Consider the following 18,913-nt stretch of genomic DNA (forward strand, 5'->3'; position numbering starts at 1 on the left):
GTCCCCCTAGTGCTTCGGGGGCTGGCTAAGCTGAAATGAGCGTTCCGCTAAAGGGACAGGCACCTGACGGAGCCTGTCCCTTCTGCTTTGCCCTTCCACCTAAAGAGAACAATCCCTTGCCCCCGGTATTCCCCCATCGATCAAAAAACTAGCAACTGTCGGCTGCCCGACAGACCGCCGCCCTTTTTTCGCCTACAGTGCCCACCATGCTGCAACTTGTCTGCAACGGGGAGAGCGCGATGCACATGCAGGTAGAAGAAACGGCAGTGGAGCCGGTACGGCTGTTCCGCATCAACACCGGGTCCTGCAACGGCTGCGATGTGGAGTTGGCGGTGACCTCGGCAGTGACGGAATTCGACGTGGAGCAATTGGGCTGCCGCTACACGGAATCGGCGCGGGAGGCGGACGTTGTTCTCATCACGGGGCCGCTGACGGTGCGTGCCCGGGACGAAGTGCTGCGGCTTTACGCGGCGACGCCGAGGGACAAGGTCACCGTCGCCATCGGGGTCTGCCCGGTGTCAGGGGGCGTCTTCCGCGACAGCTACGCAGTGGACGGGCCGCTCGAGCGCCACCTGCCGGTGGACGTGAACGTCCCGGGCTGCCCGCCGCGGCCCCAAGCTTTGCTGGCCGGCATCAGCGAAGCGTTGGCAATCCGCGAGGCCCGGCGCGCCGGGGTGGAGCCGTCCCGGAAGCCGAAGCAGGGCAAGCGGCCCAACGCCGACAATTTCCCCGCCCGTGGCAGGCTGAGCTTCGACGCTGGCGCCTGTGTCGACTGCCGCATGTGCCGCCATGTCTGCGCCGCCGGCGCCATTCGATTCCAGGAGGGGGAGGACGGCGTCCGCCTGACCCTGTGGCACAACAGCTGCGTCTTCTGCGGCCTGTGCTGCCACTACTGCCCCACCGGCGCCCTTTCCGTCACGGGCGACTGGCGCCTCGACCATCCCGCCTCCGACACCTTCCGCCAAGTGGAGCGGGGGGAGATTCCATACGCACCCTGCTCCGGCTGCGGCGAGTCCATCGTCCCGGCCGCCCCCCAACTCCTGCATGCTGCCTTCCGCCGCCCCAACCCGGAGATCGAAAAGCTGGCCACCCTCTGCCCCGCCTGCCGGCAGGTAATGAGTATAGGAGCACCGAGACGATGACCGATTGTGCCGAGACCATGCCCGAACGCAACAACCTGCTACGTGACAATCTCCCGACAACTCCCCTCTCCCCCCGGGAGAGGGTGCCCGAAGGGCGGGTGAGGGATGCTTTTGAAGATGGCGTTGCTGCCGCCCTGGCCCTGGCCGCCGGCGAGGAAACCACCGTGACCTGGCGCCGGGACCGCAAGGGCGTAGTGACCGGCTGGTGCCGCCTTCCTTCTGGCGAGGCGCTGCTACCGGCGGCCCGGGCCGTCGCCGAACTGAACGGCCGACTGGCCATGGTCACTCCCTACCTCCCGGAGCGTGCCCGGGAAAAAGGCGAGCGCGAGATCGCCTACCACTTCGACCTGGACGGCGCCACCCTTACCCTCACCGTCATTCTCCCGCTTCAGTGGGCGCGGGTCCCTTCGCTCACCCCCATCTTCCGGAACTGCGACTGGCACGAGCGGGAACTGATGGAGCTCTACGACGTGCAGGTGGTGGGGCACCCCGACCCCAGGCGCCTGTTCCTGGACCACACCCTGCCTAACGCCCCCTTCGAGCGCCTGGTGCCGTATTCCACCTTCACCAACGCGGCAACCGGCAAGGCCCTCTGGGACAAGGTACTGGCCGGCGAGCGGGAGGACGCATGACCACCAAAATCATCGAGTTGGGGCCGCACCAGTTGGCCCTCGAGGAGCCGATGTACTTCCGGGTGCGACTGGAAGGGGACCGGGTCGCCGACCTGGACGTCATGCCGGGGCAGGTGCATCGCGGCATGGAGCACCTGGTGATGCGCCGCAACCTGTACCAGAACATCACACTCTTGGAGCGGCTCTGCTCGCTCTGCTCCAACAGCCACCCGAGCACCTTCTGCACGGCTGTGGAGGAGGTGGCGGGGATCGTCATTCCGCCGCGGGCCGAGTACCTGCGCGCCGTGGCCGACGAGATCAAGCGCATCGCCTCGCATCTCTTCTGCTGCGCGGTGCAGGCCAACGCCATCGGCGAGATCCCGCTCTTCCGTCGGGTCATGGAGATCCGCGAGATCATGCAGCGCGCCAAGGAGGCGATCTACGGCAACCGGATGGACCTGGCCGCCAACGTCATCGGCGGCGTGCGCTACGACCTCACCCCTGAGGCTGTCGCGTATCTCTACCAGGCCATGGAGGATATGAAAAAGCCGCTGGACGAGCTTTACCTGCAGTTCGCCAACAACCCGGCGCTCATGGCCCGCATGGCCTGGGTGGGGGTGCTGCCGCGCGAGGCGGCGGTCGAGTGCGCCGTGGTGGGGCCGGTGGCGCGGGCCTGCGGCATCGACTACGACGTGCGCAAGAAGAGTCCCTACGGCGCCTACGACCGGCTCGACTTCGAGGTGGCAACGCAAACGGCGGGGGACGTCCGGGCGCGCAACCTGGTGCGGCTTGCCGAGGCGCGCCAGTCGGTGTCGCTCATCGAGCAGTGTCTCGCCCAGCTCCCCGCGGGGCCGCTGTGCGCCGACACGCTCCCGGAAATACCGGCCGGCGAGGCCATCGCCAAGTCCGAGGCGCCGCGCGGCGAGCTCATGTACTACCTGCGTACCGACGGATCCGACTTCCCGGTGCGCCTGAAGTGGCGCGTCCCCTCCTACATGAACTGGGATGCGCTCAAGGTGATGCTGAAAGGGGAGCCGGTGGCCAACATCCCGCTCATCGTGAACAGCATCGATCCCTGCATCGCCTGCACGGACCGCTAGGAGGCGTCATGCACGAGATCACCCTGGTGACGGGGCTGTTCGAGATCATCAACGAGCAGGTGGCGGCCCAAGGGATCGAGTCGATCTCGAAGGTGCGCCTCAAGGTGGGGGAGCTGGCCGCGGTTGAGCCGATGACGCTGGCGGCCTGCTTCGAGGTGGTAGCCGAAGGGACCGTGGCCCAAGGGGCGCAACTGGAGATCGAGGAGGTGCCACTGACCGGGCGCTGCCGCGGCTGCGGGGAACGTTTCAGGATTGAAAATTTCAGCTTCATCTGCCCTGCCTGCGGGGGAGGGGACGTGGAGATGACCGGCGGGCGCGAACTATACCTGGAGAGCCTGGAGGCAAAGATGACACCTCCTGGAATACCCTCGTCCTCCGGGAGAAGGGACGTGGACGGGGGGGTGGAAGACATGAGTAATCTGGACATGCAAAGGAGACCAAATGAAGCGACAACGTGAAAATGCCATCGTATTTGCCGACCCCGAGCGCTGTCTCGGCTGCCACGGCTGCGAGTTGGCCTGTGCCGTGGCCCATTCCGGGACGGGGCTGCACCAGGCGGCGCTCTCGGGGCTGACCCTGAGGCCGCGCAACCGCGTGGTGGCGGCGGGCGGCGTGATGATGCCGGTGCAGTGCCGCCAGTGCGAGGACGCCCCCTGTGCCGCGGCCTGTCCCACCGGCGCCATGCTGCAGGAGAGCGGGCAGGTCGGGGTGCGCGAGAAGAACTGCGTCGGGTGCAAGGTTTGCGTCATGGTCTGCCCCTTCGGCGCCATCAGCGTCAAGCACGAAGGGGGCGAGCCGGAAAGCTGCCGCACCAACGGAGGTATCGCCCGCAAATGCGACCTCTGCGCCGGCACCGGCCGCGACATCCCGGCCTGCGTCGAGGCGTGCCCCACCAAGGCGCTCTCGCTGGTCGACCTGGAAGAGTACCGTCAGAGCCTGATCGAGGCGCGGGCAGCCGAACTGGCCCAGTCCCTCCAACATCTCAAATCAAGGAAGGCAAGGATATGACCATGAAGCTCACTACCGATCCGTCCGCGGCGACCCTGTTGCCCATCGCGAAAAAAGAAGGCATCTCCACCGTCTGGGACCGCCACCGCGCCATGCAGCCCCAGTGCGGTTTCGGCCAGTTGGGCGTCTGCTGCCGGATCTGCTGGAAAGGACCCTGCCGCATCGACCCCTTCGGGGACGGCCCCCAGCGCGGCATCTGCGGCGCCGACGCAGACACCATCGTCGCCCGTAACGTGATCCGCATGATCGCCGCCGGCGCCGCCGGGCACTCCGAGCACGGCCGCCACGTGGCCCTCGCCCTGCAGGGGGTTGCCGAGGGGAGGCTCCCGGCCTACCAGATCCGTGACGAGGCGAAGCTGCGCGCGGTCGCGGCCAAGCTCGACATCTGCACCGAAGGGCAGGACATCGCGGCCATCGCCGCCGCGGTGGCCAAGGCGACCTTGGAGGACTTCCAGAACCAGGACCACGACGCCCCCTGCAACTGGATCGAGGCGACGCTGACCAAGAAACGCCTGGAGCGCCTGCAGGCCCTGCACGTGCTGCCGCACAACATCGACGCCGTCATCACCCAGATCATGGGGCGCACCCTGGTCGGCTGCGACGCGGACCCGGTCAACCTGATCCTGGGCGGCATCAAGGGCGCCCTGGCCGACTTCGACGGCATGTGCCTCGCCACCGAGCTCTCCGACGCCCTCTTCGGCACGCCGAGCCCGGTAATCACCGCCGCCAACCTTGGCGTCATCAAGCCGGATGCGGTCAACATCGCCGTGCACGGCCACAATCCCCTTCTGAGCGAGGTGGTGTGCGAGGTCGCGGGGCAGATGGACGAGGAGGCCAGGAAAGCCGGAGCCAAGGACGGTATCAATATCGTCGGCATCTGCTGCACCGGCAACGAGGTCATGGTGCGCCACGGCATCCCGCTGGCGGCCAACTACCTCTCGCAGGAACTGGCGCTGGTCACCGGGGCGGTGGACGCCATGGTGGTCGACGTGCAGTGCATCATGCCCTCGGTGAGCGAGATCGGCGCCTGCTTCCACACCGCCGTGATCACCACCATGGCTGAGAACAAGATCCCGGGCGCGACCCACGTCGACTTCAAGGAGGAGACCGCCCTGGAGAACGCGCGCCGCATCGTGGCGACCGCCATCGAGGCCTACAAGCGCCGCGACCCGCGCCGGGTCAACATTCCGGACTTCAAGCAGACCGCCATCGTCGGCTTCGGAGTCGAGTCGGTCGTGGGGGCGCTGGCGACCCTGAACGCGGAAGACCCGCTCCAGCCGCTGATCGAGAACATCGCCAACGGCAATATCCGCGGCATCGCCCTCTTTGCCGGCTGCAACTCGACCCAGGTGGCCCAGGACAGCAGCTTCGTCACCATGGCCAAGAAGCTGGCCGCCAACAACGTGCTCATGCTCGCGACCGGCTGCGGCGCCGGGTCCTTCGCCAAGCACGGGCTGATGACCCAGGAGGCGACGCTGGAGTACGCCGGTGACTCGCTGAAGGCCGTGTTGACCGCCATCGGCACCTCCGCCGGTCTGAACGGGCCGCTTCCCTTGGTGCTGCACATGGGTTCCTGCGTGGACAACAGCCGGGCCGTCCAGGTGGCGGTGGCCGTCGCCGACAAGCTCGGCGTCGACCTCGACCAGTTGCCGCTTGTTGCCTCCGCGCCGGAAGCGATGTCCGAAAAGGCAGTCGCCATCGGCACCTGGAGCGTCGCGCTCGGCATCCCGACGCACCTGGGCACCATGCCTCAGGTGACCGGGTCCGCCAAGGTGACCGAGCTGCTCACCCAGACCGCAAAAGACCTGCTGGGGGGCTACTTTCTTGTCGAACTCGACCCGGCCCTCGCCGCCGACAAGCTCCTGGAGGTGATCGAGGAGCGGAGGAAGGGGTTGGGCATTTAGTGGAGTAGGCGCGGCCCTCACCCCAGCCCTCTCCCAGAGGGAGAGGGGGCGTGGACCAGGCGCAGGTGAGGGACAACGATACGAGCGAGGCGGGAGATCATCCCCCTCGCCCTCCGGGAGAGGGTGGCCGAAGGCCGGGTGAGGGTTTCCGCCGACGGTAGCCACGGCGTCCTGGCCTGCCACAGCGTTAAATCCCCCTCAATCCCCCTTTGCAAAAGGAGGAAGCCGGAACGAGCCTGGATGAGCCTGAATGAGCTGTTAGGCCCGTTGAGGCCCTGAATCAAAAACCACTGTACGAACCCTTCCCCCCTTGGCGGGGGGGGCAGGGGGGATTTAGCCGAGGTAGCCACGGCATCCTGCACTAAGGGGACAGGCACCTGGCGGAGCCAGTCCCCTCCTGCGAAAGAAACGAGCGGGAGACATAAGGAGAAACAGAGTATGTGCGACCATCACAACCACGCGCATGATCATCACCATCACGACCGTGATCATGGCCATGACCACCATCACGACCATGAGCACGGTCACCAGGACCACCACCATCCCCACCTCCACGCCGTCCCCCAGCGCGGTCCGGGGCTGAAGATCGCGATCACCGGCAAAGGGGGCGTGGGCAAGACGACCTTCGCGAGCCTCCTCTGCCGCGCCTTCGCCAACGACGGTGCCCGGGTGCTGGCGGTGGACGCCGACCCGGACGCCAACTTCGCTGCGGCGCTGGGCATACCGGCCGACCGGGCTGCGGAGCTCCAGCCGGTCGCGCGCATGAAGGAGCTGGCCGAGGAACGTACCGGCGCAAGCGGCGGTTACGGCTCCTTCTTCAAGCTCAACCCGAAGGTGAACGATCTGCCGGAGAAGTTCTGCCTGGAACACGACGGGGTGCGCTTTCTCTGGATGGGGACCCTGGAGCAGGGTGGCAGCGGCTGCGCCTGTCCGGAAAGCACGCTGGTCAAGCGCCTCATGGGGCACCTGCTCCTGGAGCGGGACGAGGTGGTGGTCATGGACATGGAGGCGGGACTCGAGCACCTCGGGCGCCGCACCGCCGAATCGGTGGATACCCTGGTGGTCGTGGTGGAGCCGGGGCAGCGCAGCCTGCAGACCGCCCAGCAGATCATGCGGCTGGCGGCGGACGTCGGCATCGACGAGGTTTACGTGGTGGGGAGCAAGGTGCGCGACGGGGAGGACCGTCGCCTCATCGAGCAGGCGGTCCCGTCGGAGCGGCTGTTGGGTGCCATCAGCTTCTGTGAGGGGGTGCGCCGCGCGGACCGCGACAACCTCCCGCCGGACCTGCTGAGCCCGGAGGCGCTTCGCGAGGTGCGGGAAATCAAGGACCGCCTGCTGCACCTGCGTACGAAGTAGTTGCCATTACAGTAAAAGGGGACTGGCTCCGCTAGGTGCCTGTCCCCTTAGTTGCTTTTGATCTCGTTCCCAAGGTCAACCTTGGGAGCGCAAAGCCTCTCCGAAGCTCCAACTTCCCCCGGATGCAAAGCTGGAGCTTTGCGCCATATGGGGTTCCCAAGCTGGAGCTTGGGAACCAGGAAACGGAGCTAAATCCCCCCTCAATCCCCCTTTATCAAAGGGGAAAGCTGGATAAAGCTGGGATGAACTTGAATTGAGCCTGGATCAGGGAAGGCTTTATGTTTGAAAAGGGCCGCACATCAATTGATGGCGGCCCATTTCAGTTACGGCGTGCACCTGCCGAAAAGGAGTACACCTGTGACCTTGACTTGAGGGATCGCTAGGGGTATTTTATGCCGGAAATTGCATATTCGGGAATCCGAAAAGATGTTTAAGGGAGGACTCTTGCAGCCGACCATTTTGCTCGTAGACGACCTGCAGATGTTTCTGGAGATCGAGAAGGATTTTTTCAAGCATACCGACGTGAAGGTGGTGACGGCGCGCGACGGCGTCGAGGCGCTGGAAGCGGTCAAGCACCACAAGCCGGCCCTGGTTTTCATGGACCTGCAGATGCCCAACATGGACGGCGCCAGTTGCTGCAAGGCCATCCGTTCCAATCCCAAGCACGCCGACACGCCGGTGGTCCTGATCTCGTCCAGCACGGTCGAAAAGGATCGTGAGGACAGCTTGGCTGCCGGTTGCAACTATTTCCTCAGCAAGCCCGCCGGTCGTGATCGCTTCCTGGAGATCGCTCGCGAATTCATCCCCGGCATCGATCGCCGCGAAAAACGTCTCCCCTGCACCCTGCCGGCCACCATGCAGCACAACGGCGCCTCCGTCCCCTGCTCGCTTTACGACCTCGGCGTCGAGGGGGCCTACGTGGTCACCGACATTCCCGCGCGGGCCGGCAACGTGGTCCAACTCTCCTTCACCCTCCCTGACGGCACCGTGGTCGACGCGGCCTGCCGGGTAGTCTGGTCCGACGAAACCGGTAAGAACCGCCCCAAGGGGATCGGCGTCAAGTTCGCCCTGCTCCCCAAGCCCCTGCGCTCCGCCCTGGCCCACGCCCTGGAAAACCTGTGACACAGATTCCCTTTTGACCTGACTGGGGCTAAGTGATATAAATAGGCGCTCGGCACTCCGCGGCGCCTAAGCCCCGACAGGCCTTAAGGAAAATCATGAAACTGCTCCACAAACTGAACCCTCCCCAGCAGGAGGCCGTGCTGCACGGCGAGGGACCGCTGCTGGTCCTGGCCGGCGCCGGCTCCGGCAAGACCCGCGTCATCGTGCACCGCATTGGCTACTTGATTCACGAGCGCGGCGTCCCCCCCTGGCAGATCCTGGCCGTCACCTTCACCAACAAGGCCGCCGGAGAGATGCGCGAGCGCATCCAGCACATGCTGGGGGAGGGGGAAACCCCCATCGTCTCCACCTTTCACTCCACCTGCGCCCGCATCCTGCGAAGCGACATCAGGAGCCTCGGCTACGACTCCAATTTCGCCATCTACGACGATAAGGACTGCGAGCGTCTGCTGAAGGACTGCGCCGCCGAGATGAACCTGGATGAGAAACGCTACCCGGTGAAGATGCTGGGGAGCGCCATCGACGAGTTCAAGAACCAGGGGATGAGCCCCTTCGACGTCCCGGCCGACTCCCCGTACCAGGCGACGCTGGCCCGGGTCTACCGCTGCTACCAGGAGCGCCTCAAGCGCTGCAACGCCGTCGATTTCGGCGACCTGCTCCTGTTGACGGTGCAACTCTTCGAGGAGCACAAGGAGGTGCTGGACAAGTACCTGCAGCGCTGGCGCTGGCTCCTCGTCGATGAGTACCAGGACACCAACCCGGTGCAGTACCGCCTGGTGCAGCTTCTGGCCGGCGCGCGCCAGAACCTCTGCGTGGTCGGCGACGACGACCAGTCCATCTACGGCTGGCGCGGCGCGGACATCCGCAACATCCTCGAATTCGAGAAGGACTTCCCCGGGGTCAAGGTGGTGAAGCTGGAGCAGAATTACCGCTCCACCAAGACCATCCTGGACGGCGCCTGGCACGTGGTGCAGAAGAACAAGGGGAGAAAGCCCAAGCGCCTCTGGACCGACAACCCCGAGGGGGAGCGCATCGTGTACCGTACCCTCCCCAACGAGTGGGAGGAGGGGCGCACCGTCTGCCGCGAGATCGAACGCTTCCTCGCCGAGGGGGGCGACCTCTCCGAGGTGGCGGTCTTCTATCGCACCAACGCCCAGTCCCGCGTCATCGAGGAAGCCCTGGTGGGGGCGCAGATCGCGCACCACATGGTCGGCGGCGTCCGCTTCTATGCGCGACTCGAGATAAAGGACATCCTCGCTTACCTGAAGGTGCTGGACAACCCTTCCGACGACGTGGCGGTGAAGAGGATCATCAACACGCCGCCGCGCGGCATCGGCAACACCACGGTCCAGAAGATCGCCGATTTCGCCAACGAAAAGGGGCTCCCTTTCTACGACGCGATGCTGGAAGGGGCCTACGGGCCGCTGCTCCCGGCCGCCGCGCGCGGCAAGGTGGCCGCCTTCGTCAACGAGCTGGAGGGGTACAAGACCCTGAGCGAAAAGCTCCCCCTGTCCGAGCTCACCGCCGCCGTCATCAACGATTCCGGCTACTATGCCCGGCTCAAGCTGCAGCGGACCGAGGAGGCCCAGGAGCGGATCGACAACCTCCAGGAGCTGGTGACCGCCATGCAGACCTACGAAAGCATGCCGGGCGAGCACGGGCTGGCAGACTTCCTGGAGCGGGTGGCGCTGGTCTCCGACCTCGAGCACGAGGGTGAGGGAAAGAAGTCTTCCGCGACGCTGATGACCCTGCACTCGGCCAAAGGGTTGGAATTCCAGCTGGTCTTCATGATCGGCATGGAAGAGAAGCTGTTCCCCCACGTGCGCGCCCTGGAAAATCCGGAGCAGATGGAAGAGGAAAGAAGGCTCTGCTACGTCGGCATGACCCGCGCCAAGAAGCGCCTGTTCCTCCTGAACGTGCGCCGGCGCCACATCTTCGGGCAGGAGCAGATGAACGCCCCCGCCCGCTTCATCGCCGACATCCCGAAGAACCTGTTGGACAGCGGCGACCTCTGGCAGCGCGCCGAGCCTTCGCGCGACTTCTCCGCCGGCCACAACCTGGCTTCGCTGTTCGAGGAGGAGATCGAGCCGGAGTTCGAGGACAACGAGGTGCGCATGGTCCCCGACGACGAGGACGACGGCATCTGGGTCGGCATGAAGGTGCGCCACGCCCAGTTCGGCCCGGGCACCATCCGGAAGATCGAGGGGGAGGGGGACAACCAGAAGGTGATCGTCTGGTTCAACTCCCTCGGCGGGCCCAAGAAGCTGCTGGTGCGCTTTGCCGGTCTTGAGCGGGCCTGAAAAGCGGTATATAGTTGCTGTGTTGTTAATGAAATATCAAGGAGGCCTCCCCATGAGAAAACTAGCCGTCTTCATGATAGCGATGATGCTCTTCTCCGGCTGCACCCACTATAAGAGCCAGTACGTGTCCTTCCGTCCGCCCGAAGCGTACCAGAACCACCTGGAGCAGTCCGGCGTCTCATTGGGCGGCGAGGCGTATGCGACCGCGGAAGCGGCCGAGCAGGCCTTCGGCTTCGACATCAAGGGCGCCGGCCTCATGCCGGTCATGCTGGTGATGGACAACAAGAGCGGCAAGACCCTGGAGATAATGGGGGGGCAGACCTTCCTGGTGGACGAGGCGGGCAACTACTGGCCGCTGGTCACCAACAAGGTGGCCTTCGACCGGCTGGAAAGCTCGACCCAGTTCGCCTCCTTCTTCGGCAAGGGCGCCGGCAAGGGAGCGCTGCTCGGGGCCGCGGCGGGCACCGTCCTTGGCGCAGCGCTCGGTATCGTCTCCGGCAAGAGCGTGGCCGGGTCGCTGGGCAAGGGTGCCGCCATCGGCGCCGCCGGCGGCGCCATCATTGGCGGAACCCAGGAGGGGACCTCCAACGACCGTGAGAACCGCATCTCGGACGACCTGAGGAGCAAGGGGCTGGAAGGAAAGCTCATCCCGGCCGACAGCCTCTCCAACGGGTTCATCTTCTTCCCGGGCGAAGCGCCCAGCGCCAAGGAGCTGAGGCTGCAGTGGCGCGAGAAGGAATCGGGCCAGGTGCAGAAGCTGATCCTGCCGCTCAACGTGCGCAAATAGCTGCCAGGGGACTGGCTCCGCCAGGTGCCTGTCCCCCTTTGAATCCTGGATAGGGGCTCCATCGGCCCCTATTCCTTTGTGCGGCTTCCCTCACCCCTGCCCCTCTCCCGGAGGGCGAGGGGGTGGACGGCGCGTCTTTGGAGATGGCTAGGTGATAGCTAGGTGATAGCTAGGTGATAGCTAGGTGATAGCTAGGTGATAGCTAGGTGATGGCCTCCGGGGGGTACCCTCGCCCTCCGGGAGAGGGTGGCCGAAGGCCGGGTGAGGGCGTTGCCCCCGCCTGCCGCCAGGTGAGGGTGCGTTGCCCCTGCCTGCCAGCCGCCGTGAAAGGAGAACGATTTGGACAAACCCATCATCGCCGTCACCATGGGCGATCCCTCCGGCATCGGGCCGGAGATCATCGCCGCCTCCCTGGCCGACCCCGCCGTTACGGCGCTCTGCCGGCCGCTTATCCTCGGCGACCGCGGCGCCATCGAGCGCGGCATCGCCGTGGCGGGCGCCAACCTCTCCATCGTCTCCGCCCCGGACCTCATCCCCCCGGCCGACCCGGCCCCGGGAATCCTCTATCTGCGCGAACTCTCCGCCCTCCAACCGGACCAGATGGTCTACGGACGCCCCAGCCCTGCGGGAGGCGACGCCTGCTACCGCTACATCTGCGAGGCGGCGAGACTGTGCATGGACGGCACGGTGGCGGCCATGGCCACCGCTCCTATCAACAAGGAGTCGCTGAACAGCGCCGGGCACCATTTTCCCGGGCACACGGAACTGCTGGCGGAACTGACCGGCGGGCACGAGGTGGTGATGATGCTGGCGGGGGACCGGCTTCGGGTCACCCTGGTGACCATCCACGAGGCGCTGGCCCAGGTGCCGGAGCTCGTCACCTTCGACCGCGTCCTGGCCACCATCAGGATCACCAACGAATCGCTGTCGCGCTGGTTCTGCAAAGCCCCGCGCCTGGCCGTGCTGGCCCTCAACCCGCACTGCGGCGAGGGTGGCATGTTCGGCGACGAGGAAAGCCGGATCATCGCACCGGCGGTGGCCGCGGCGCGGGAAGAGGGGATCGACGCGGTGGGGCCCCTCTCCGCCGACACCCTGTTCCACTTCGCCGCCCAGGGAGGCTACGACGCCGTGGTCTGCATGTACCACGACCAGGGGCTCATCCCGCTCAAGCTCTTGCACTTCGACGACGGGGTCAACGTCACCCTCGGCCTCCCCATCATCCGTACCTCCGTCGACCACGGCACCGCCTACGACTTGGCCGGCACCGGCCAGGCCAGTCCCGCCAGCATGAAGGCCGCCCTGGTCATGGCCGCGCAGATGGCGCAGACGGGAAGCAACGACGCGATACAAGATCCCTCTCCCTCCGGGAGAGGGTGCCCGAAGGGCGGGTGAGGGATGTCGGCAGAATCCCCTCACCCTGACCCTCTCCCAGAGGGAGAGGGGATTGTGGACCACGGGATGGGTGAAGCTGCCATCTGCGACGCTGGTTGCGCCTTCCCCCCCACCCTGACCCTCCCCCGCCAGGGGGGGAGGGGAATGTACGAAAGGAACCGCTGATATGAAATGGAAGAAATACCTCCTCTGGGGCGCCGGCCTTTTTGCCGTGTACGCCATTTACGTCGCCGTCTCGCTCTTTTTCCTGCCGCCGGTCACCGCGCTCAAGGACAAGAAGACCAACATGACCATCCAGGTCAAGGACTGGCAGGGCAATTACCACCCGCTGGTGGTCGGTCCCAAGAACCGCTACTGGACCCCCCTTTCCCAGATCCCCTCGGAGATGAAGTGGGCCGTGATCCTCGCCGAGGACGCCTCTTTCTACAAGCACGAGGGGATCGACGTGAAGGCGATCAAGGAGGCGATCAAGTACGACCTGGAGAAGCAGAGCTTCGCCCGCGGCGCCTCCACCATCACCCAGCAGGTGGCGAAGAACCTGTTCCTCTCCCGGGAGAAGACCCTGACCCGCAAGGCGAAGGAGCTCTACCTGGCCAAGCGCATGGAGCAGGAGATCACCAAGGGGCGCATCATCGAACTCTACCTGAACGTGATCGAACTGGGGCCCATGGTACACGGCATCGGCCACGGGGCGCGCTACTACTTCGGCAAGTCCCCGGCCGCGCTCACCCCGCGCGAATGCGCCTTCCTGGCGGCCATGCTCCCGGGGCCGCGCGTCGCCTACAACCCGTACAAGAACCTGGACAAGGTGCTCAAGCGTTCCAACATGATCCTCAGGCTCTTGGCCAACAAGGGGGTCCTTTCCTCCGGCGAGTACCAGGCGGCGTTGGCCGAGATGCCCAACATCGGCCGGATGCAGAGAAAGGTCGACGAGAGTATCAAGCAGGTCGAGGTCATGGCCAACCACACCAGTGCAACCGTGCCGCAGGGGCTGGACAAACAGCCGGAGCAGGGGCCTGCCGCGCCCGCCGCAGGAGCCCCGACCGAGCAGCACCCGCCGGCCGCCGGGGAACCCGCGCCGGAGAAGCCGCAGGAAGGCGCCGTACCCGCCAAGGAAGCCGCGCCCGCACAGGATAAGCAGTAGCAGCGAGTCGATAACCTCACGCCCCCCCTCCCTCTCCCTCCGGGAGAGGGCCGGGGTGAGGGCGCTGCAATGGCCAACACCCCAGGTTGCTGCACTTCCTCGGGGCAATGCCCTCACCCCTACCCCTCTCCCGGAGGGCGAGGGGAAACGGCCGCCATCCCGGCATCCCGGCATCCCATCACTCCCATCACTCCCATCACTCCCATCACTCCCATCACTCCCATCACTCCCATCACTCCCATCATCGGCTCTCCCCCTCGCTTAGCCTTGTCTTAGAATTCTCCCCCTCAAGTTCCCATTAAATCTGCCGAAAACTACCAAGAAGACGAATCTGCGTCACAAGCTACTGGAGAAGTGTGATGGAAACAGCTATATCAGGCCGCGTCGTCCTTGTAGACGACGACCCTTATGTCTTGGAAAGCGTAGCGCTGCTCCTCTCTGTGAGCGGCTTCGAGGTGCATCCGTTCTCGAACGGCATGGACGCCCTGGAACTTTTGCGCCAGTCGCCTCCGGACGTGGTGCTCACCGACGTCAACATGCCCCAGATGTCGGGCATCGAGCTTCTGGAGCAGATCCACGAGTTCGACCGGGACATCCCGGTGATCCTGATGACGGCCTACGCGGAGCTGGAGATGGCGGTCTCGGCCATCAAGAAGGGTGCCTTCGACTTCATCATCAAGCCCTTCAAGACGCCCTACCTGATCTACGCCGTGGAAAAGGGGATCAACTACCAGAGACTGTTGCTGGTGGAGAAGAACTACAAGGCGGAGCTGGAGCGCCAGGTGCTGGACCGGACCCGGGAACTGGGCGAGGCGCTGGTGCAGATGCGCAGCATGAGCCGCGAGACCATCGAGAGGCTGACGGCGGCGGCCGAATTGAGGGATGAGGACACCGGCAAGCACATCGCCCGCATCGGCCTTTACGCCAAGCGGCTGGCCGAGCAGCTCGGCATGCCGCGCGAGTTCGTGGACGGCATCGCCATGGCCTCGCCCATGCACGACGTCGGCAAGATCGGCATCCCGGACGCCATTCTCCTCAAGGCGGGCCCGCTCACCAACGAGGAATTCGGCATCATGAAGAGCCACACCTCCATCGGCGGCAAGATCCTGGCCGGCTCCAACCACCTGGTGCTGCAGATGGCCGCTTCCATCGCCAACACCCACCATGAACGCTGGGACGGCACCGGCTACCCGCGCGGACTGGTGGGCGACGCCACCCCCATGGAGGGGCGCATCGTCATGCTGGTGGACCAGTACGACGCCCTGAGAAGCAAGCGGGTCTACAAACCTGCGCTGGACCACGAAAGGACCGTGGAGATCATCACCAAGGGAGACGGCAGGACCATGCCCCACCACTTCGATCCCCAGGTGCTGGAGGCATTCGACGCGGCGGCCGCGGATTTCGCCACTATCTACGCCACCCATAACGATTAGTTCCCAAGAAGCAATGGTCAGGTTCAGCCTGAAAATAAAACTGGCGCTGGTGGTCCTGCTCCTGATCGGCATCGTGAGCACGGGAGTGGCCGGGCTCGGCCTCATGTTCTTCGTCAAGGAGTTCAAGGCCAGCATGGCCAGCCGTCAGTATTCCGTGGTCACCGCCATGGCCGCCAACATGGATGACCGCATCGCGTCGGCGCAGCGGGAACTGGCCGCCGTGGCGATGAGCATCCCTCCCTCGCTGGCGGCCGATCCGCAGCGCCTGCAATACTTCCTCGACTCCCGCCTCGACCTGCACCAGGTCTTCACCGACGGCACCGGATTCTACTCCCCCAAGGGAATCCTGCTCGCTTCCGCCCCGGGGCAGACCCTTTTCCTCGGCAAGGATTTTTCCAGCCGCGAATACTTCATCCGCACGGTGGCCTCCGGAAAGCCGTACATCTCGGAACCGCTGATCTCCGCGCGCGGGACCCTGCTGGTGGTCTTCACCGCCCCCGTGCTGGGGCCGGACGGCACCCTGATCGGCGTGCTGGGGGGGAGGGTGGAGCTCGCCGAGGAAAACTTCCTGAGCCGGTTGGGGCGGTTGCGGGTCGGTGACGGCGGCAACTTCTTCCTGTTCAACGACCAGCGGCGCATGATCGTGCACCCGAACCGGGACCGGATCCCGCTGCCGCTGCCGCCGGCGGGTCAGCAGGAACTCCTGGACCGGGTCATCGGCGGCTACGAGGGGAGCGGCGAGATGACCGGCCCCTCCGGCGTTGCCGGCATCTATTCCTTCAAGAGGCTGCAGTCGACCAGGTGGATCCTGGCGGCGGAGCGCCCGCTGTCGGAGGCGTACGAGCCGATCTACCGCGCCCGCGCCCTGGTGCTGTACAGCCTGGCCGCGCTCCTTCCCGTGGCCCTCATCTTCGTCTGGCTTTTCGTCGGGCGCCTGACCGCCCCCTTGCTGACCTTTGCCGCCAGGGTGCGCAGCATGGGGGAGGGGACCTCCTTCGAACCGATGCCGCTGCAGAGCCGGGACGAGATCGGCGAGCTGGTGCAGGCCTTCAACGCCATGATGCAGGAACTGACCAGCCAGAGGAGACGGCTGGAGCACGAGAAGGGGTTCGCCGTACAGCTCCTGCAGCACAGCGCGCTCCCCTGTTTCGTCATCGACGCCGAGCACCGGGTCATCATCTGGAACAAGGCGATCGAGGAGCTGACCGGCGTCGGCGCCGAGCAGCAGGTGGGGAAAGCGGAGGCGTGGCGCGCCTTCTACGGCGAGCAGCGCCGCATGCTGGCCGACGTCGTCGTGGACGGCACGCTGCACGAGATGGCCGACCTCTACGACTGCTACGCCGACTCGGAGCTGATCCCGGAAGGGCTGCGTGCCGAGGGGTGGTACCGGCTCAAGGGGAAGCAGCGCTACCTCTGCTTCGATGCCGCGCCGATCCGGGACAGCGAGGGGAACGTGGTGGCCGCCATCGAGACCCTGCAGGACGTGACCGTGAAGGCCAAGACCGAGGAGCGTTTGACCAACATGGTGGAGGCCATCGGCGAGAGCGAGGAGCGCTTCCGGCGCCTGGTGGAACTCTCGCTGGACGGCATCGCCATCCTGGTCGGCCGCCGCTTCGTCTTCATCAACCCCGCCGGCAGCGAACTGCTGGGGTGCCAGTCCCCGGACCAGCTCATGGGGCGGGAGATGCTGGAGTTCATCGAGCGGGATTCGATACCGCTGTTCCTGGAGCAGGTGAGCTACGCGGAGCAGGGGGAGAGCAGCGCGCCCTGGATCGAGGAGCGGCTGTTGCGCAACGACCGGACCAGCATAGAGGTCGAGCTGGGGGTGGGGCCCTTCGTCTACCGGGGCGAGCGGGCGCTGCAGGTGATCTTCCGGGACATCACGGAACGCAAGCTGGCCAAGGCGCGGCTGGAGAGCCTGGCCCACTACGACTCGCTCACCTCGCTGCCGAACCGGGTGCTGTTCTTCGATCGCCTCAAGCACGCGCTCTCCGAGGCGAAGCGCTACCACCACCCGATGGCGCTCATGTACCTCGACCTGGACTGCTTCAAGGAAGTCAACGACCGCTTCGGCCATGCCGCGGGGGACGCCGTGCTCATGGAGGCGGGACAGCGGCTCAAGGATTGCGTGCGCGCCTGCGACATGGTGGCGCGCATGGGAGGGGACGAGTTCACCATCATCCTCACCAAGATGGCCGAGCCCCGGGACGCTGCGGTGGTAGCGGAGAGGATCATCCAGGCCTTTGCCCGTCCCTTCCGGGTGGAGGGGGACGAGGCGGGCGTCGGGGTGAGCATCGGGGTCTGCATCTACCCGGACTGCGGCGACGATCTGGACGGGATGGTGCGTGCGGCGGACGGCGCGATGTACCGCGCCAAGCAGGAAGGAAAGAACGTGTACCGCTTCCACTCCCCGGAACAGGGGGAGGGAAGCGGCATACAGGAAGGGGCTACAGCCTGAGGGCCTCGACGGCGGCCTCGTCCAGGGCGTTGGTGGTGCTGAACTCGCTCTCGGAGCCGTCGCAGGTGACGGCGATGGTCGCGGCGGCGCCGGGCTCGGCCTTGGTGTAGCGCAAAAGGATCTGCGCGGCGCGCTCCAGAAGCTCCGGCGAGCTCTCGCCCATGACCGCCGCCAGCGGGCTCTTCCCTTCCTTCCAGCGCAGGGCGGCCTCACCGGCCTGGATGGCGCGCTCCAAGAGCTCGTTCTCGGCCTCGTTTCTCCCCATGACCACCTTGGTGCGGCGCCCGATCCTGAAGTGCCTGCCCAGCTTCAGCATCCGGAAGTCCCTGAGGTTCAGCTGGTCCGAGTGGTCGAAGACGTCGCGGATCTTGCCCACGAAGGAGAGCTCGGTCAACAGGCAGCCGCCGGCCGGGCAGGGATAGTTCTTCACGTCCAGTTCCTCGGCCAGTTCGAACTGCTCCTTGCGGGAGCGCCCCGAGATGGAGAGGAGCTTGTCGCGGTCCACCCACCCTTCCTGCTCCGGGATGGTGGGATTGAAGTGCTTGGCGGAGAGGGGGCGCAGCAGGAGCCCTTCCAGGCCGCTCTCCCGCTCGATGACGCGCAGGGTGTCGCGGCGCTGGCTCATCGGGCGCTGTCCAAGGACCTCGCCGGTGATCACGAAATCGGCCCCCGATTGCTCCATGTACTCCTTGGCCTTCTTCAAGAGGTAGATGCGGCAGTCGACGCAGGGGTTCATCCCCTTGCCGTAGCCGTGCTTGGGGTTCCTGATGATCTCCAGGTAGTCGGCCCCCTTGTTCATCACCTTGATGGGGATCTTGAATTCCTCCGCAACCCGCACCGCCTCCGACTTGCAGCCGGCGTTCTTGCCGGTGCAGGTGCAGAAGGGGGAGGTGAAGTTGAGCGCCTCCACGGCGATCCCCTGTTCCAGGAGCACCTTGACGGCGAGGGTGGAATCGAGTCCGCCCGAGAGCAGGGCGATGGCTTTTCTTTGCATGCAAACTCCTTATTCAATTGACAATCGATAATTGGCGATTGACAACGCGTGGTCTTTTTCAGTAATGATGGCAGTGACTTGCAACGCGACTGACAGATAAGCGGGAAGGGATCTGCGTTGAGGTTCTGCTTGATCGAGGTAACCATCCGGGGTATGGCGCTT

The 18,913-nt window shown here is 65.4% G+C and carries 15 protein-coding genes; 14 read left to right on the forward strand and 1 reads right to left on the reverse strand.

Translation table 11 applies throughout. From position 1 onward, the window contains the following. Nucleotides 1-239: 239 nt before the first annotated feature. The 14 genes from H7687_RS22250 to H7687_RS02220 all read left to right on the forward strand — a co-directional run bounded on the left by H7687_RS22250 (nt 240) and on the right by H7687_RS02220 (nt 17,757). The gene (locus H7687_RS22250; protein WP_183344615.1) at nt 240-1,142 is read left to right on the forward strand and encodes an NADH-quinone oxidoreductase subunit B family protein; all 903 of its coding nucleotides are present in this window, start codon (nt 240-242) and stop codon (nt 1,140-1,142) included. Continuing rightward, entirely contained in the window at nt 1,139-1,774 is a 636-nt protein-coding gene (locus H7687_RS02160; protein ID WP_183344617.1) for an NADH-quinone oxidoreductase subunit C, read from the forward strand. Before H7687_RS22250 ends, H7687_RS02160 begins: the two co-directional genes overlap by 4 nt. Continuing rightward, nucleotides 1,771-2,853 (forward strand): hydrogenase large subunit, encoded by a 1,083-nt coding sequence (locus H7687_RS02165; RefSeq protein ID WP_183344619.1) that lies wholly within the window; start codon nt 1,771-1,773, stop codon nt 2,851-2,853. The genes H7687_RS02160 and H7687_RS02165 overlap by 4 nt, the downstream gene beginning before the upstream one ends. Nucleotides 2,854-2,861: 8 nt before the next feature. Then, complete coding sequence (hypA, locus tag H7687_RS02170; RefSeq protein ID WP_183344621.1) at nt 2,862-3,311, forward strand: hydrogenase maturation nickel metallochaperone HypA; 450 nt, start codon at nt 2,862-2,864, stop codon at nt 3,309-3,311. Continuing rightward, complete coding sequence (locus H7687_RS02175; RefSeq protein ID WP_183344623.1) at nt 3,295-3,861, forward strand: 4Fe-4S dicluster domain-containing protein; 567 nt, start codon at nt 3,295-3,297, stop codon at nt 3,859-3,861. The genes hypA and H7687_RS02175 overlap by 17 nt, the downstream gene beginning before the upstream one ends. Continuing rightward, on the forward strand, nt 3,858-5,765 hold the full coding sequence (gene cooS / locus H7687_RS02180; RefSeq protein WP_183344625.1) for an anaerobic carbon-monoxide dehydrogenase catalytic subunit: 1,908 nt from the start codon (nt 3,858-3,860) through the stop codon (nt 5,763-5,765). The genes H7687_RS02175 and cooS overlap by 4 nt, the downstream gene beginning before the upstream one ends. Before the next feature lie 591 nt (nt 5,766-6,356). After that, on the forward strand, nt 6,357-7,121 hold the full coding sequence (locus tag H7687_RS02185; RefSeq protein ID WP_281376676.1) for an ATP-binding protein: 765 nt from the start codon (nt 6,357-6,359) through the stop codon (nt 7,119-7,121). Between the two features lie 444 nt (nt 7,122-7,565). Next, nucleotides 7,566-8,243, forward strand: a complete 678-nt coding sequence (locus H7687_RS02190; RefSeq protein WP_183344627.1) for a response regulator — start codon at nt 7,566-7,568, stop codon at nt 8,241-8,243. Between the two features lie 95 nt (nt 8,244-8,338). Next, entirely contained in the window at nt 8,339-10,543 is a 2,205-nt protein-coding gene (locus tag H7687_RS02195) for an ATP-dependent helicase (protein WP_183344629.1), read from the forward strand. Between the two features lie 52 nt (nt 10,544-10,595). Continuing rightward, entirely contained in the window at nt 10,596-11,330 is a 735-nt protein-coding gene (locus H7687_RS02200; protein WP_183344631.1) for a glycine zipper family protein, read from the forward strand. Nucleotides 11,331-11,696: 366 nt separating this feature from the next. Then, nucleotides 11,697-12,722: a 4-hydroxythreonine-4-phosphate dehydrogenase PdxA gene (gene pdxA, locus H7687_RS02205; RefSeq protein WP_183346014.1), complete on the forward strand. Its 1,026-nt coding sequence runs from the start codon at nt 11,697-11,699 to the stop codon at nt 12,720-12,722. Between the two features lie 166 nt (nt 12,723-12,888). Next, nucleotides 12,889-13,866: a transglycosylase domain-containing protein gene (locus tag H7687_RS02210; RefSeq protein ID WP_183344633.1), complete on the forward strand. Its 978-nt coding sequence runs from the start codon at nt 12,889-12,891 to the stop codon at nt 13,864-13,866. 359 nt (nt 13,867-14,225) lie between these two features. Then, a complete protein-coding gene (locus tag H7687_RS02215; protein ID WP_183344635.1) occupies nt 14,226-15,299 on the forward strand; it encodes a response regulator in 1,074 nt (357 codons plus the stop codon). 13 nt (nt 15,300-15,312) lie between these two features. Then, the gene (locus tag H7687_RS02220; protein ID WP_183344643.1) at nt 15,313-17,757 is read left to right on the forward strand and encodes a sensor domain-containing diguanylate cyclase; all 2,445 of its coding nucleotides are present in this window, start codon (nt 15,313-15,315) and stop codon (nt 17,755-17,757) included. On the opposite strand, the gene H7687_RS02225 is transcribed toward H7687_RS02220, so the two are convergent. After that, the gene (locus tag H7687_RS02225; protein WP_183344645.1) at nt 17,747-18,751 is read right to left on the reverse strand and encodes a hypothetical protein; all 1,005 of its coding nucleotides are present in this window, start codon (nt 18,749-18,751) and stop codon (nt 17,747-17,749) included. The two genes, H7687_RS02220 and H7687_RS02225, sit on opposite strands and share 11 nt — an antisense overlap. Between the last annotated feature and the right edge of the window lie 162 nt (nt 18,752-18,913).

This window comes from Geomonas paludis, assembly GCF_014193585.1.
Lineage (GTDB): Bacteria > Desulfobacterota > Desulfuromonadia > Geobacterales > Geobacteraceae > Geomonas > Geomonas paludis.